This window comes from Haematobacter genomosp. 1 (genome assembly GCF_002196855.1).
GTDB lineage: Bacteria > Pseudomonadota > Alphaproteobacteria > Rhodobacterales > Rhodobacteraceae > Haematobacter.
Map to the genome: position 1 here is coordinate 267,057 of NZ_NIPW01000010.1, position 13,879 is coordinate 280,935.

The window sequence follows — 13,879 nt, forward strand, 5'->3', positions numbered from 1 at the left end:
CTCAGACCAGATTGCCGAAATGGCCCGCATGAAAGACCAGCGGCGCGCCGTCGTCATAGGCTGCGCGCTCCACCTCTCCGACGATGATGATGTGATCGCCGCCTTCGTGCATCGCGTGCTGCCGGCATTCGAAACGCGCGAGACAGCCCTCGATCAGCGGTATGCCGGTTTCGGAGTTCGTCACCGGCACCCCCGTGAAATCGGTGCCCTGCTTGGTGAAATGGCGTGCAATGTCGTTCTGCCCGGCCGCGAGGATATGGATCGCGAACCGCTCGGCGCCGACGAAAGCCTCGAACCGGCTGGACATGCGGGCGGGCGACCAGAGCACCAGCGGCGGGTTGAGCGAAACCGCGGCGAAGCTGTTGGCGGTGATGGCAACCGGGCCCGCCGCCGTATTCGTGGTCACCACCGTCACGCCGGTCGCAAATCTGCCGAGGGCATCCCGGAAGTCGCGTTCGTGATCACGGTCGGGGGTGAAGATCGGCATGGCAGGTTCCTCTGGTCATCCTAACCCCCGTCACAAAGCACGTCCCCCGCGACGATGCCACCCCTCAGACGGGCCCCGAAAGAGGAAACTGCCGGATGAGGCGAAAGCGTCCATCCTCCCCCTCGCCGCAGAGCGACAGGCGGTCGAAGCAGAACGGTTTCGGCAGCAGCGGCATGACGAGCGGCTCCAGCACCGCCTGCACCTGATCGCAGAGATCCTCCGGCAGGCTGCCGGTCAGGTGCAGACGGAAGCCGTCGTCTTCGCCCGGCGAGGCGAAAGGGTAGCCCCACTGGCCCAGCAGCGACCGTTGCGAACCCGAAAGCCGGAGCGCATGGCGGCGAATCATGTCGTCAACCGACAGCGGCGCGCGGAAGTGGTCCACCTCCCGCGCGATCCGGGCGGCGAGCAGATCGAGCGCGATCTCCTCCCGCGCAGGGGCGAGGGCGAACATGCCGTTCATACGCACCAGACCGAGGTTGGACACCTCCACCGCAGCGAGCCTTGCGGCCAGCGCATCCAGCGCGGCGATCAGCGTGGAGATCTGCACCCCGTCGATGAGCCGGAATGGCGCCTTGATACGGCCGTGCAGCCCGTAATTGCCCAGCGCCTCTCCCGGCTCCGAAAGCGAGGGCGGCAATCCCGGCACGGCCAAAGGCGGCAGCGCCATGGCCTCGACCGGATCCCAACCCGACCAGGCCGTTCCGAAATCCGCCAGCGCACCCCTGCCTGGCAGGTAAAAGATGGCAAGCTTTCTGTAATCACTCATCGTTCCAACCTCCTGCGGCACCCCTGTCGGGGGCCGCGCCTCCCCTGTCTGAAAGTATAGGTTGCCTTGGAATCGCTTCCCGTCGATCAAGGGCGGTTGGAGTGGTTTTCGATCCGGCTTTCGGACGAATGCGACATTTTGCGTCGCCTTCGCCCGATGTTTCCGCATTCGTTGAAGCTGGACAACCTAAGGTTGTTTCCGAAGCTGTCCGATCCGGTTCGCCTGTACGAGCCCGTGGATGTAGCAAAGCTTTTCGATCACCTTGGGGCTGAGCACGAAAGGATAGAGATCGGGCTGCCCCATTGCGCGGTTAAGGCTGTTGACAGCGAATGTCAGGGGCAGCCACGCATCGATCAACGGTGCGAACCGCCAGGCTCGGTGGGGATCCACATCGACCGAGACCTCCGCATCAGGATCTCCGGTCACAGCCGCGTTTACCGTGATGCCGAAGGCGCGCGCCATCTCCAGCGTGTCGATGATATGGAGGTAATGCGCCCAGGTCTCCGCCCAATCCTCCCACGGATGCATCGTGGCATAGGCGGAGATGTAGTTCTCCTGCCAGTCGGGCGGCGCGCCGTTCTGGTAGTGACGGTCCAGCGCTTCCTGATAGCTCTCCCGCTCATCTCCGAAGAGTGCGCGGAAATCCTCCAGATGCCCGCCATCGCGCACAAGGATGTCCCAGTAGTAATGGCCCACCTCATGGCGGAAATGGCCAAGAAGCGTGCGGTAGGGCTCGTGCAGTTCCTCCTGCATCTTCGCGCGGAACGCGTCGTCGGCTTCGTTCAGCGAGAGGGTGATGACGCCATTGTCGTGGCCCGTGACCACCTTTTCCCCGCTTTCGGGATCATCGGCGAGGAAATCGAAGACGAGCGGCTCCGCCGCGCCGCTGGAGGCCGTGGGCGCGGGAAGGCCGAGCTTGATGATCGTGTAGAACAGCCGCCGCTTCGCCTGCTCCATCTTCTGCCAGAGCGCATGGTTTTCCGGTGAGGAGATATCCGGGATCGTCCGGTTGTGCTGGCAGGCGAAGCACAGCGTATCCTGACTGTCGGTGGTGACCATCCAGTTGCAGGCGCTCTGCTCCCAGTTGGCGCAGAAGCGATAGAGCGTGCCGGGATTGGCCATCGCGGTCCAGTTCGGACCGTCGGGCGCGACGGACGACATCTCCCCCTGATCGGGAAGGTAGCCGAGTGTCATGCCGCATTTCACGCAGGCGGTGTTCTCGAAATAGACGACCTGCTGACAGTTCTGGCAGTGGAAGAGCTTCATGGGGGCCTCCGGGGCGCGTTCCAGCCTCGCGCAACGCGACAGGCCGAAGGCGGTTCCATTTGTCGCACCCGTGTTCGTCGGGCGTATTCGCCGGACGTGTTCATTGGCGGGGCGCGTCATCTGCCGGTGTCCGGGCGCCTGTCGGGCCTCTGGGAGCGCCGCGGCGAAAAGACGGCATCGGCAGAACGGAGAGGGCGCGCGGCCTCCGGCGGCGCGGGGGACGCCCCCCGCGGCCCCCGGCCTTGCCCGTGCGCCCATGCTACCGCGCCGTGTTCCTCAGGGCCGTTCCTCAGGGCCGTGCCGCGGGCGGGGCGACCCCCGGGGTCACAGAAGCCGGATCCCCGGCTTCCGCCAGCCCTGTGCCGGAACGATCATCAGCTCCGTCAGGGCCCAGACGAGCGCATCAAGCCGGTCGGGGCTGCCGCGCCCCTCATATCCTTGCGCGGTCATGCGGCACATCTGATCCTCCAGCCGGTCGAGACCGGGCATGTGGCGCACGCGGCCCTGCTCGTAGAGCGCGGCCACCGGCTCGGCCCGGGCGGCCTTGCCGCGGGAGGCGCGGACGGCGCGGAACGGCACCAGCGGGTCGATGGAGCGCAGCAGGCTCTCCACCAGATCGCCGCCCTGGTTGACCTCCGCCACCACCCGTTCCGCGCCGTGCCGCTCCGCCGCGGCGAGCGCCGCCCGCGCCCACCGGTCGGGGGAGGCGGCGGAGACGGAGGCGTCCTCTATCACTACCGCCCGCCAGTCCTGCGGCGGACCTTCGGCGACCACCCCGGCCACCACGATGCCGCAGTCGTCCGAGCCGCCGTGGCCCGTCACCGGCGGATCGACGGCCACCACGACGCGGGTGAGGGCGGGAAGCTCCCGCAGCCGCGCCCGGTCCAGCGTGATCGCCGTCCAGAGCGCGCCGTCCGCCTCATCGACAAGGAGGCCGTCCAGCTCCTGCCGCCCGAGGCGCGTGCCGGCGTATCGCGCGCGGACCTCGCTGAGGAAGGAGGCCGCCAGATGCGCGCGATTGGCCTCCGTCGGCGCATGGGTGACGGTGGTGGAGCCGTTGCGCAGGATGTCGCGCAGCACGCCCACGTTGCGGGGTGTGGTGGTGACGACCTGCCGCGGCTGATCGCCGAGCCGGAGGCCGAACTGGAGCATGTCCCAGGTGTCGGAGGCCTTCTTCCACTTCGCCAGCTCATCGACCCAGGCGCAGTCGAACTGCGGGCCGCGCAGGCTTTCCGGGTCATGGGCGGAGAAGATCTGCGCCACGGCCCCGTTGGGCCAGACGAGCCGCCGCCGCGTCGCCTCCCAGACCGGCATCCGGTCGGGGGGAGAGCAGGCGAGGATGCCGCTCTCGCCGAACACCATCACCTCGCGCACCTGTTCAAGCGTCTCTCCCACCAGCGCCACCCGCCGCGACCGGCCGGGATGGAGGGGGCGCGCCCCCTCCACCTCCGACCTGACCCATTCGGCGCCGGCACGCGTCTTGCCCGCGCCGCGGCCCCCCATGATGACCCAGGTCTTCCAGTCGCCCTCGGGCGGAAGCTGATGCGGCAGCGCCCAGATCTCGAAAAGCCAGGGCAGCGCCGCCAGTGCATTGGGCGAAAGCCCCTCCATGAAGGCCTCAACCGTCTCCGGCGTCGCGGAGGCGAGCCAGCCTGCGGCCGATCTCATCCCGTGCCGCATCGAGGTCGAGTGCGCCTCCTCCGGTCCCGCCGGTTTCCTGCCTGCGAAGTTTGTCAATCTTTTCCCTTTCCGTGATGACCGCGAGAACGATCTTGCCGAGTTCGCGGACGTAGGAGTTCGCCTCCTTCACGCGCCCGTCCTCCCGCGCCTCGCGCATGGTTTCGGTGAAGACCTCGATTGCCGTGTCGTAGAGTTCCATCACCTCCGAGAGCACATCCCTCGGCGGCGTTTCGTCTGTCGTCAGGTCTGCCATATGCTGCGCCCCGTGCCCCTCAAGCCCCCGCCCGAGCGAATTGGAAAAAGCGGCTCGGGTCGCCCCGGCCGCCTGCACAATTCTCCAGCATGTCTGCGACCATGCCTTGCAGCGGCCGCAAAGTCAAGATTAATGCATTGTTAATAAACAATATTCCATTAAACCGTCGTACGCTGCGGCGATGCGCCCACGGTATTGACGCCACGTCAACCGTTGCAGGGGTGCATATTCTGGCAGGGCCATAATGCGAAACGCTTGCGAGACAACCGTGTCACGTGCTTTTGTTCGCTACCCGGACCGGGGAGAAGAGGGCCGGGATCAAGGGAGGATAAAACTTGGATCGTCGTTCGTTCATCCGCCGGGCTGGCGTAGCCGGGACGGGTGCTGCACTTCTTGCCGCGCCCGCCATTGCCCAGACCGCACCCCGTATCAACTGGCGCCTGACGTCGGCTTTCCCCAAAAGCCTCGACACGATCTTTGGTGCCGCCACCAACATCGCCCAGCATGTCTCGGATGCCACGGACGGGCAGTTCACCATTCAGGTCTTTGCCGCGGGTGAAATCGTGCCGGGCCTTCAGGCCGCCGATGCGGTGGGCGCGGGCACGGTCGAGATGGCGCATACCTGCTCCTACTACTCGGTCGGCAAGGATCCGACCTTCGCGCTCGGCACGGCGATGCCTTTCGGGCTGAACGCCCGGATGACCAATGCCTGGCTCTATGAGGCGGGCGGCACCGATCTGCTGAACGAGTTCTACGCCCTCCACAACATCTACGCGCTGCCCGCGGGCAACACCGGCACCCAGATGGGCGGCTGGTTCCGCAAGGAGATCAAGACGCTTGCCGATCTCGACGGGCTGAAGATGCGCATCGCGGGCATCGCCGGGCAGATCATGTCGCGCCTCGGCGTGGTGCCGCAGCAGATCGCGGGGGGCGACATCTATCCGTCGCTGGAAAAGGGCACCATCGACGCGGCGGAATGGGTCGGCCCCTATGACGACCAGAAGCTCGGCTTCCAGAAGGTCGCGAAATACTATTACTATCCCGGTTTCTGGGAAGGCGGGCCGGTGGTTCATGCCTTCATGAACAAGCAGAAATGGGAAGAACTGCCCGAGCCCTATCAGGGCGTGCTCACCGATGCCTGCGCTTTCGCCAACACGCAGATGCTCGCCCGCTACGACATGCTGAACCCCACGGCGATCAAGCAGCTTGTTGCCGACGGCGCCGTGCTGCGGCCCTTCAGCCAGGAAATCATGGCCGCTGCCTTCGACGCGGCCAATGCGCTCTATGACGAGATCGGCGCGAAGAACGAGCACTTCAAGAAGGTGCACGATTCCCAGGCCGCCTTCCGCAAGGAGTCGTATCTGTGGATGCAGGTGGCTGAATACACCTACGACACGTTCATGATGACGCTGCAACGGGCGGGCAAGCTCGGCTGACAGGCAACATGGAATGGCCGGGCACAGTCCCGGCCGTTTGCTTTGCGACCCGGCCAGCGCGCGGGTCAGGAGGTTCCAGTGAAAGCTCTGCTCGCCCTGAGCGGTCTCATTGACCGCATCAACGAGTTCTTTGGCAGGATCGGCGAATATCTCGTCCTTCTCTGCGCCCTTGTCAGCGCGTTCAATGCGCTCATCCGCTACACATTCCACATCAGCTCGAACGGCTGGCTGGAGATCCAGTGGTACATGTTCGCCTTCATCGTGCTTCTGGGCGCGTCCTATACGCTGAAGAAGAACGAGCATGTCCGGGTGGACCTGATCTATGGCGCGATTTCCGACAGGGCGCGGCTCTGGGTCGATCTGTTCGGGATCATCGTGTTCCTGCTGCCGTTCTCCATCTACTGCGCCTGGCTCAACTGGCCAGTCTTCGTGCTGTCGTGGCAGCAGGGAGAGGTGTCGCAGAACGCGGGAGGGCTGATCCGCTGGCCGGTGAAGCTCATGCTGACGGCCGGGTTCGCGTTGCTGGCGCTTCAGGGCATCTCCGAACTCATCAAGCGCATCGCGGCGCTCCGGGGGATGATCACCCTGGAGACCAAATACGAAAAGCCTCTCCAGTAGGACCGACAGGACAGACGCATGTTTCACTATGGCCCCATGCCGCCGCTGATGTTCCTGTGCATGATCATCTTCATGCTCTACGGGTTTCCGGTGGCTTTCTCGCTCGGCGCAGCCGGGCTGTTCTTCGGCGCGCTCGGCATTCTGACGGGTCACTTCGACCCGGCCTTCCTGTCGGCGCTGCCCTATCGTTTCTTCGGCATCGTCTCCAATGACCTCCTGCTGGCGATCCCTTTCTTCACCCTGATGGGCGCGATCCTCGAACGCTGTGGTCTGGCCGAGGATCTGCTGGAGGGGACGGGCAAGCTCTTCGGCGGCGTGCCGGGCGGCCTTGCCGTGGCCGTGGTGCTGGTGGGGGCGGTGCTCGCCGCCATCACCGGCACGGTGGCGGCCTCGGTCATCACCATGGGCCTGATCTCGCTCCCCGTGATGCTGCGCTACGGCTACAACCCGCGGCTCGCCACGGGGGTGATCGCGGCGTCAGGGACACTGGCGCAGCTCATCCCGCCCTCGCTGGTGCTGGTCGTGCTGGCCGACCAGCTCGGCAAGTCGGTGGGCGATCTCTACATCGGGGCGATGGGTCCGGCGGCGGTGCAGGTGTTCATCTTCCTGTGCTTCATCGGCCTTGTCGCCATCTTCCGCCCGCACTGGGTGCCGCCCCTGCCGAAGGAGGTGCGCGGCGACCTGGATCTCGCGCTCGTCTGGAAGGTGGTCAAGGGCATCGTTCCCTCCATCGTGCTGATCTTCCTCGTGCTCGGCACCATCTTCCTCGGCCTTGCCACGCCGACGGAGGCCGGGGCGCTCGGCGTTGTCGGCGGGCTGATCCTTGCCGCCGCCCATCGGCGGCTGACATGGAACCTGCTGCGGCAGGCCATCGGCGCCACGGCGCAGCTGACCTCCATGGTGGTGTTCATCCTCATCGGCGCGACGGTGTTCACGCTGGTCTTCCAGGGGATGGACGGTGCGCTGTGGATCGAGCATCTGCTGACCTCGCTGCCGGGCGGGCCGATCGGCTTCCTGCTGTTCGTCAACGTGTTCATCTTCTTCCTGGCCTTCTTTCTCGACTTCTTCGAGATCGCCTTCATCGTGGTGCCGATGCTCGCCCCGGTGGCCCATTCGCTGGGAATCGACCTTGTGTGGTTCGGCGTGCTGCTCTGCATCAACCTGCAGACCTCCTTCATGCACCCGCCCTTCGGATTTGCGCTGTTCTACCTGCGCTCCGTGGCGCCCCGGACCGTCAAGACGACGGATATCTACATGGGTGCGATCCCGTGGCTCATCATGCAGCTTCTGCTGGTGGCCATCGTGATCTTCTGGCCCGAGCTGGTCACGGGTCTGCTGCCCGGCCAGAACAATGTCGATCTGGATACGATCCGCATCGAACTTCCCACCGGCGAAGGTCTCGGCGGCGGCGGCATCCCCGGCCTTGGTGGAGACAGCGGTATTCCGGGCCTTGGCGGCTCCACGGAACCGCCGGGCATTCCCGGACTGACGGGGCCGGGCGGCAACTGATCTTCCCGGCAGACGGAAAGCCCGCGCCCCTTGCGCGGGCTTTTTCCACTCGCGGGGCGTCTGCGCCTTGGGGCCGCGGGCAGGATGCTCTTAAAAAAGGGGGATAGCCCGGAAATGTCCCGCCTTTCTCCCGCGGTTTGACTTCTTCAAGGGATGCTGCCGATGCCCACTCTTCCCTACGTCCTGCCGATCCTGCTTCTGATCGTCTCGAACGCCTTCATGACCTTCGCGTGGTATGGGCATCTCAAAAGCCCCGCCACCCCGCTCTGGATCGCGGTGCTCTCCTCGTGGGGCATCGCCTTCTTTGAATACTGGTTCGCCGTGCCCGCCAACCGGATCGGCCATCAGGTCTATTCCGCCGCCCAGCTCAAGACGATTCAGGAAGTCATCACCCTCATCGTCTTCAGCGGCTTTTCCGTGCTCTACCTTAAGGAATCGCTGAACTGGAACCATGCGATCGGCTTTGCGCTGATCGTGACGGGTGCGGCCTTCGTCTTTCGCGGCTAGTCGGCCACCCTCGGTCAACGCAGAAGCCGGAGGGGCGCCCGTCATTCCTCCTCCCCCGGTGACGCCGGGGGTCGCGGGGGGCGTCCCCCGCGCCTGCGACCCCGTCGCAGGCCCCGTCACGGGCGCTGTCACAGGCCCCCTTGCAGACCCCCGCGCACGCGCTGTCGCAGGCGATTCCGCCTGAGACAGCGCGTGTTGCATCCGGCGGCGGACGCAACGCGCGGTCGGTTAGCGGGATCGCAGAACTTCCCGGTCATCTTGCCTTCAACAAGACGCGGTTCGTGAAGGGAGTGGCCGGCATGATGTTCGATTTCCTGCGGCGCGGGGCAGAAGCCCCGCAGGAACAGAAGGCCTCGGCCGCCGGCCGGTTGATGGCGCGCAGCCCGATGGGCAGTATCGCGGGCGGGCAGGTCGCCTGGACCCCGCGGGATACCGGCTCGCTGACCCGCGCGGGGTTCCTCGGCAATCCCGTCTGCTTCCGCGCGGTCAAGCTCATCGCGGAATCCGCCGCAGCGCTGCCGCTCGTCCTTCAGGATGCGGAGCGGCGCTACGATTGCCATCCGGTGCTCGACCTCATCCGCCGGCCGAACGGCGGGCAGGGCCGGGCGGAGCTGTTCGAGGCGCTCTTCGGTCAGATCCTGCTGACCGGCGACGGCTATGTGGAGGCTGTCTCCGGCTCCGCGCGCATCCCGGTGGAGCTTCATGTGCTCCGCTCCGACCGGATGGTGCTGGTGCCGGGGCGGGACGGCTGGCCCGTCGCCTATGACTACACCGCGGGCGGCGCCAAGCTGCGCTTCGATATGACCGGCGAGACGCAGCCCATCTGCCATATCCGCGCGTTTCACCCGCAGGACGACCATTACGGCTTTTCGCCGCTGCAGGCCGCCGCGACCGCGCTCGATGTGCATTCGAGCGCCTCCCGCTGGTCCAAGGCGCTGCTCGACAACGCCGCGCGCCCCTCCGGCGCCATCGTTTACAAGGGCGCAGACGGGCAGGCGGCGCTGACGCCCGATCAGTATGACCGGCTCGTCACCGAGATGGAGATGCACCATCAGGGCGCGCGCAATGCCGGGCGGCCCATGCTGCTGGAGGGGGGGCTGGACTGGAAGCCGATGGGCTTCAGCCCGTCCGACATGGAGTTCCACCAGACCAAGGAGGCCGCCGCGCGGGAGATCGCCACCGCCTTTGGCGTGCCGCCCATGCTGCTCGGCATCCGGGGGGACGCGACCTACGCGAATTATCAGGAGGCCAACCGCGCCTTCTTCCGCCTGACGGTGCTGCCGCTGGTGACGAAGGTGACCGCCGCCGTCTCCTTCTGGCTGTCCGATTTCACCGGCGAGGCGGTGGAGCTGCGCCCCGATCTGGATCAGGTGCCCGCCCTGGCCGACGAACGCGACCAGCAATGGAAGCGCGTCGGCGAGGCGGCTTTCCTGACGGATGTGGAAAAGCGCGCGCTCCTCGGCCTGCCGCGTCTGGCGGACTGAGGCCGTGACGCGGCCGAAAGGCGGATCGCGCTTCCTCTACGACAGTTTCGACGCTGCCGCCCTCAGGATCGAGGCGAACGAGCGCGTCGCGGAGGAGCGGTGGAGCGCGCTCGAATACCGGCTGGGCCAGATCGAAACGGCGCTGGAGCGGCTGGAGAAGCGCATGTGGGTCGGGGTCTACGGGATCGCGGCCTTCATGCTGGCGAAAGGGGCGGAGGCGCTGGTCGCCGCCGCCATGCGATGAGGGGATCAGGAATGCAGGCGGAAGGGGAACTCGAACGCAAGTTCGCGGTGCCGGGCGCGCTGACGGTGACCGACGGCACGAGGATCGAGGGTTACGCCTCCGTCTTCGGTGTCCGCGACCGGGGCGGAGACGTGGTGATGCCGGGGGCCTATGGCGCGTCGCTCGCCCGGATGGCAGCGGCGGGGCGGCGGGTGAAGCTCTTGTGGCAGCACGACGCCGCCCAGCCCATCGGCGTCTGGGACGAGATCGTCGAGGACGCCCACGGTCTCCGCGTCAAGGGCCGGTTGCTGACCGAGGTCGGCCGGGGCCGCGAGGCGGCGGCGCTGCTGGAGGCGGGGGCCATCGACGGCCTCTCCATCGGCTACCGCACGCTCCGCAGCGATCGCGGGCCGGAGGGGGAGCGCCGGCTCCACGCGCTCGATCTGTGGGAGGTGTCGCTCGTCACCTTCCCGATGCTGCCGGAGGCGCGGGTCGCCCAGAAGGCGGCGGAGACGGACATGGCATCGCTTTTCACGCGCATGACCGGAGAGATGCGCGCCGCCCGCACGCGGCTCGCCAGCAGCGGAACGACCATCACCAGGAGGAACGAATGACACAGATCACGCCGGGGCCGCTCGATACGGCCATCACCGGCTTCATGAGTGAATTCAAGGACTTTCAGGGCGACATCGCCAAGGCTTTGCAACAACAGGAAGAGCGTCTGAACATGCTGGATCGCAAATCTCTCACCGCCCGTCGTCCCGCCCTTTCCGGCGCGGAGGAGGCAGGCGCCCCCCATCTGAAGGCGTTCGACGCCTATCTGCGCACCGGTGATGATGCGGGCCTGCGCGGGCTGGTGCTGGAGGGCAAGGGCCTCAACACGCAGGTCAACGGCGAGGGCGGCTTCCTGGTGGACGGCCAGACCGCGGACCGGATTCGCGCCACGCTGGGCGGCACCGCCTCCCTTCGTGCGGTCGCGACGGTGGTGAATGTCGAGGCGGGCTCCTTCGATGTGCTCGTCGATCAGTCCGACATCGGCTCCGGCTGGATGGCGGAGACGGAGATGATGGAGGACGCCCATACCCCGCAGATCGAGCGCATCTCCATCCGCCTGCATGAGCTTTCGGCCATGCCCAAGGCCTCGCAGCGGCTGCTGGACGACAGCGCTTTCGATATCGAGGGCTGGCTGGCCGAACGCATCGCCGACCGTTTCGCGCGGGCGGAGGCGCAGGCCTTCATCTCCGGCGATGGGGAGCAGAAGCCGAAGGGGATCCTCGCCCATCCGACGGTTCCCGCCGATGCGTGGGACTGGGGCCGGATCGGCTATGTGCCGACCGGGGCCGCGGGTGACTTCGCCGATGTGAACCCGGCGGATGCGATCGTGGACCTCGTCTATGCGCTTTCCGCCCGCTACCGCGCGAACGCGACCTTCGTGATGAACTCCAAGACCGCCGGTGCCGTGCGCAAGATGAAGGATACGGATGGCCGCTTCCTGTGGTCGGACGGGCTGGCGGCGGCGGAGCCTGCGCGGCTCATGGGCTATCCTGTGCTGATCGCGGAGGACATGCCCGACATCGGCCCCGGCGCCACGGCCATCGCCTTCGGGGATTTCCACGCGGGCTACACCATTGCGGAACGGCCCGACCTGCGGGTGCTGCGCGATCCGTTCTCGGCCAAGCCGCATGTGCTGTTCTACGCCTCCAAGCGCGTCGGCGGTGACGTGAGCGACTTCGACGCGATTAAGCTGCTGAAGTTCGCGACCCAGTAACGGAAACAGCCATCGCGGGCGGCTTTTGGGCGGCCCGTGACTCCCGCGCCTTCGGGCGCGGGCGAACGGACGCGCGCCGGGGATCCCGTCGTCCAGTCTCCTCCTCCGCCCGGGCGGACGGGAGGCGCGCGTCCGGCACGCCGGAGGAGGGCGGCGGCGGCAAGCTGCAACCGGCGGCGGACCAGCGCGGAGAAGGAACACGGACATGCGGAAATCGGGGGACAAGCGATGATGTTGACGGAACGCGCGGCGGTGCCAGCCTCCGCCCTGCCGGTAGGCGCGCTGATCGACCACCTGCGCCTTGGCACCGGCTTCGAGGAGGAAGCGCGGAGCGATGCGTTGGCGGAGGGGTATCTGCGCCGCGCCATCGCGGCGGTGGAGCGGCGGACGGGCAAGGCGCTGCTGACGCGGGAATTCGCGCTCACGCTCTCCCGCTGGCGCGACGCGGCGGCGGAGCCGTTGCCGCTCGCCCCCGTGGGCCGGGTGATCTCCGTCACGATGACGGACCGGACGGGGCGGGAGAGCGCGGTGGCGGAGAGCCGCTGGCGGCTGATCCGCGATCTCCAGCGTCCGCGCCTTGCGGCAACCGGGGCGGCCTTGCCTGCCGTGCCCCCGGGCGGCGGCGTGGAGGTGGTGTTCGAGGCCGGCTTCGGCGGCTGGGCGCAGGTGCCCGGCGATCTGGCGCAGGCGGTGCTGCTGCTCGCCGCCCAGTATCATGAACTGCGGGAGGAGCGGGAGACCGGCCGCCCGATGCCCTTCGGGGTGGAGGCGCTGCTCCAGCCCTGGCGCACCGTGCGTCTGCTGGGGGGGGCGCGATGAGGCGGCTTACCCGGTGTCTGGACCTTGAGGGGGAGGAGCGCCTGGCCGACGGCGCGGGCGGATATGCGAGCCGCTGGCACAGGCTGGGCCGCGTCTGGGCGGAGGTGAAACCCGGCGCGGGCCGCGAGGCGGGGGCGGAGTTCCTGACCATCGCCACGGTGCCCTATCGCGTCACCGTCCGCGCCGCGCCTCCCGGCGATCCGCGCCGCCCGCTTGCGGGGCAGCGCTTCCGGGCGGGAAGCCGCGCGCTCCGCATCCTCGCCGTGGCCGAGGCGGATCGGGCGGGGCTCTACCTCACCTGTCACTGCCATGAGGAGGTGCCGTCATGAGCTATGGAACCGCAGGCGCGTTGCAGGCGGCGATCTGGGAGCGGCTGGCGGGCGATGCGGCCCTCTCGGCGCTGATCGGCGGGGCCGTGCATGATGCGCTGCCCCCCGGCCCGCTGCCGGAGACCTACGTGGCCCTCGGCCCGGAAGAGGTGCGCGACCGCTCCGATCAGACCCACCGGGGCGCCGAGCATGACGTGACGTTGAGCGTGGTGACGGCGCGGGCCGGTCTGGGCCGCGCGAAGGAGATCGCCGCGTGCGTGTCGGACGCGCTGCTGGCGACACCGCTCACCCTCGCACGCGGGCAGGTCGTTGGGCTGTGGTTCCTCCGCGCCCGCGCCCGCCGGATCGACAATGGCGCGGGGCGGCGGGTGGACCTGACCTTTCGCGCGCTGGTGGAGGACACCGGCTGAGGCACGGGCGGGGGGAATGCGGGGTTGGATGGGTGGGCGCGGTCGGCGCGCGGGTCGGAAGGACTGCTCCCGACGGCGGGTGGTCTGCCGGTTGAGGCACGGGCGGGGTCGAAATGCTGGGCAGGGTTGGAGTGCGGGGCGATTTGAAGCGTGGGGCGCGGGCCGCGTGCAGGGCGGGAGGTCTGATCCTGATGGCGGGTCGTCCGCCAGCTGGCGCTTCCCGCATTCGCACCGACAACCACGCGGGGCGCGGGTGGAGATCTGATGTTCCGCACGCTCTTGGAGGACACCGGCACCCGAGGCGCAGGCCGGGGCCGGGGGCCG

16 protein-coding genes are annotated in these 13,879 nt (G+C 67.5%); 11 read left to right on the plus strand and 5 right to left on the minus strand.

The window, feature by feature from the left end:
- Position 1: 1 nt before the first annotated feature.
- From CDV49_RS07565 to CDV49_RS07585, 5 genes are all read right to left on the minus strand, one after another.
- Positions 2–487: a flavin reductase family protein gene (locus CDV49_RS07565; protein WP_088214926.1), complete on the minus strand. Its 486-nt coding sequence runs from the start codon at positions 485–487 to the stop codon at positions 2–4.
- A gap of 64 nt (positions 488–551) precedes the next feature.
- A complete protein-coding gene (locus tag CDV49_RS07570) occupies positions 552–1,253 on the minus strand; it encodes a DUF1045 domain-containing protein (protein ID WP_179209140.1) in 702 nt (233 codons plus the stop codon).
- 186 nt (positions 1,254–1,439) lie between these two features.
- On the minus strand, positions 1,440–2,519 hold the full coding sequence (locus tag CDV49_RS07575; RefSeq protein WP_088214928.1) for a zinc-binding metallopeptidase family protein: 1,080 nt from the start codon (positions 2,517–2,519) through the stop codon (positions 1,440–1,442).
- A gap of 324 nt (positions 2,520–2,843) precedes the next feature.
- The gene (locus CDV49_RS07580) at positions 2,844–4,187 is read right to left on the minus strand and encodes a DNA-packaging protein (protein WP_088214929.1); all 1,344 of its coding nucleotides are present in this window, start codon (positions 4,185–4,187) and stop codon (positions 2,844–2,846) included.
- Positions 4,138–4,452: a hypothetical protein gene (locus CDV49_RS07585; RefSeq protein ID WP_143413135.1), complete on the minus strand. Its 315-nt coding sequence runs from the start codon at positions 4,450–4,452 to the stop codon at positions 4,138–4,140. The genes CDV49_RS07580 and CDV49_RS07585 overlap by 50 nt, the downstream gene beginning before the upstream one ends.
- 335 nt (positions 4,453–4,787) lie before the next feature.
- Here CDV49_RS07585 and CDV49_RS07590 point away from each other — a divergent pair, with 335 nt between their 5' ends.
- The 11 genes from CDV49_RS07590 to CDV49_RS07640 all read left to right on the plus strand — a co-directional run bounded on the left by CDV49_RS07590 (position 4,788) and on the right by CDV49_RS07640 (position 13,555).
- Positions 4,788–5,888, plus strand: coding sequence for a TRAP transporter substrate-binding protein (locus tag CDV49_RS07590; protein WP_088214931.1), 1,101 nt, complete (start codon positions 4,788–4,790; stop codon positions 5,886–5,888).
- Positions 5,889–5,966: 78 nt separating this feature from the next.
- On the plus strand, positions 5,967–6,506 hold the full coding sequence (locus CDV49_RS07595; protein WP_088214932.1) for a TRAP transporter small permease subunit: 540 nt from the start codon (positions 5,967–5,969) through the stop codon (positions 6,504–6,506).
- Positions 6,507–6,524: 18 nt separating this feature from the next.
- Complete coding sequence (locus CDV49_RS07600; protein ID WP_088214933.1) at positions 6,525–8,015, plus strand: TRAP transporter large permease; 1,491 nt, start codon at positions 6,525–6,527, stop codon at positions 8,013–8,015.
- Between the two features lie 162 nt (positions 8,016–8,177).
- The gene (locus tag CDV49_RS07605) at positions 8,178–8,522 is read left to right on the plus strand and encodes a DMT family protein (RefSeq protein ID WP_088215045.1); all 345 of its coding nucleotides are present in this window, start codon (positions 8,178–8,180) and stop codon (positions 8,520–8,522) included.
- A 299-nt stretch (positions 8,523–8,821) separates the two neighbouring features.
- Complete coding sequence (locus tag CDV49_RS07610) at positions 8,822–10,006, plus strand: phage portal protein (RefSeq protein WP_088215046.1); 1,185 nt, start codon at positions 8,822–8,824, stop codon at positions 10,004–10,006.
- A 4-nt stretch (positions 10,007–10,010) separates the two neighbouring features.
- Positions 10,011–10,250: a GTA head formation protein, RCAP_rcc01685 family gene (locus CDV49_RS07615; RefSeq protein WP_035705421.1), complete on the plus strand. Its 240-nt coding sequence runs from the start codon at positions 10,011–10,013 to the stop codon at positions 10,248–10,250.
- A gap of 11 nt (positions 10,251–10,261) precedes the next feature.
- A complete protein-coding gene (locus CDV49_RS07620; protein WP_088214934.1) occupies positions 10,262–10,843 on the plus strand; it encodes an HK97 family phage prohead protease in 582 nt (193 codons plus the stop codon).
- Positions 10,840–11,997, plus strand: coding sequence for a phage major capsid protein (locus CDV49_RS07625; RefSeq protein WP_088214935.1), 1,158 nt, complete (start codon positions 10,840–10,842; stop codon positions 11,995–11,997). The genes CDV49_RS07620 and CDV49_RS07625 overlap by 4 nt, the downstream gene beginning before the upstream one ends.
- A gap of 228 nt (positions 11,998–12,225) precedes the next feature.
- Positions 12,226–12,816: a head-tail connector protein gene (locus CDV49_RS07630; RefSeq protein ID WP_088214936.1), complete on the plus strand. Its 591-nt coding sequence runs from the start codon at positions 12,226–12,228 to the stop codon at positions 12,814–12,816.
- The gene (locus CDV49_RS07635; RefSeq protein ID WP_088214937.1) at positions 12,813–13,145 is read left to right on the plus strand and encodes a head-tail adaptor protein; all 333 of its coding nucleotides are present in this window, start codon (positions 12,813–12,815) and stop codon (positions 13,143–13,145) included. Before CDV49_RS07630 ends, CDV49_RS07635 begins: the two co-directional genes overlap by 4 nt.
- Positions 13,142–13,555 carry a DUF3168 domain-containing protein gene (locus CDV49_RS07640; RefSeq protein WP_088214938.1) on the plus strand — a complete coding sequence of 138 codons (414 nt, stop codon included), beginning with the start codon at positions 13,142–13,144 and terminating at the stop codon, positions 13,553–13,555. The genes CDV49_RS07635 and CDV49_RS07640 overlap by 4 nt, the downstream gene beginning before the upstream one ends.
- Positions 13,556–13,879 lie beyond the last annotated feature (324 nt).

Excerpts from the sequence above, each read along its gene's own strand:
- CDV49_RS07565 (WP_088214926.1), bottom strand. The coding sequence starts at position 487 with ATGCCGATCTTCACCCCCGACCGTGATCACGAACGCGACTTCCGGGAT.
- CDV49_RS07570 (WP_179209140.1), bottom strand. The coding sequence starts at position 1,253 with ATGAGTGATTACAGAAAGCTTGCCATCTTTTACCTGCCAGGCAGGGGT.
- CDV49_RS07575 (WP_088214928.1), bottom strand. The coding sequence starts at position 2,519 with ATGAAGCTCTTCCACTGCCAGAACTGTCAGCAGGTCGTCTATTTCGAG.
- CDV49_RS07580 (WP_088214929.1), bottom strand. The coding sequence starts at position 4,187 with ATGAGATCGGCCGCAGGCTGGCTCGCCTCCGCGACGCCGGAGACGGTT.
- CDV49_RS07585 (WP_143413135.1), bottom strand. The coding sequence starts at position 4,452 with ATGGCAGACCTGACGACAGACGAAACGCCGCCGAGGGATGTGCTCTCG.
- CDV49_RS07600 (WP_088214933.1), top strand. The coding sequence starts at position 6,525 with ATGTTTCACTATGGCCCCATGCCGCCGCTGATGTTCCTGTGCATGATC.
- CDV49_RS07605 (WP_088215045.1), top strand. The coding sequence starts at position 8,178 with ATGCCCACTCTTCCCTACGTCCTGCCGATCCTGCTTCTGATCGTCTCG.
- CDV49_RS07610 (WP_088215046.1), top strand. The coding sequence starts at position 8,822 with ATGATGTTCGATTTCCTGCGGCGCGGGGCAGAAGCCCCGCAGGAACAG.
- CDV49_RS07620 (WP_088214934.1), top strand. The coding sequence starts at position 10,262 with ATGCAGGCGGAAGGGGAACTCGAACGCAAGTTCGCGGTGCCGGGCGCG.
- CDV49_RS07625 (WP_088214935.1), top strand. The coding sequence starts at position 10,840 with ATGACACAGATCACGCCGGGGCCGCTCGATACGGCCATCACCGGCTTC.
- CDV49_RS07630 (WP_088214936.1), top strand. The coding sequence starts at position 12,226 with ATGATGTTGACGGAACGCGCGGCGGTGCCAGCCTCCGCCCTGCCGGTA.
- CDV49_RS07635 (WP_088214937.1), top strand. The coding sequence starts at position 12,813 with ATGAGGCGGCTTACCCGGTGTCTGGACCTTGAGGGGGAGGAGCGCCTG.
- CDV49_RS07640 (WP_088214938.1), top strand. The coding sequence starts at position 13,142 with ATGAGCTATGGAACCGCAGGCGCGTTGCAGGCGGCGATCTGGGAGCGG.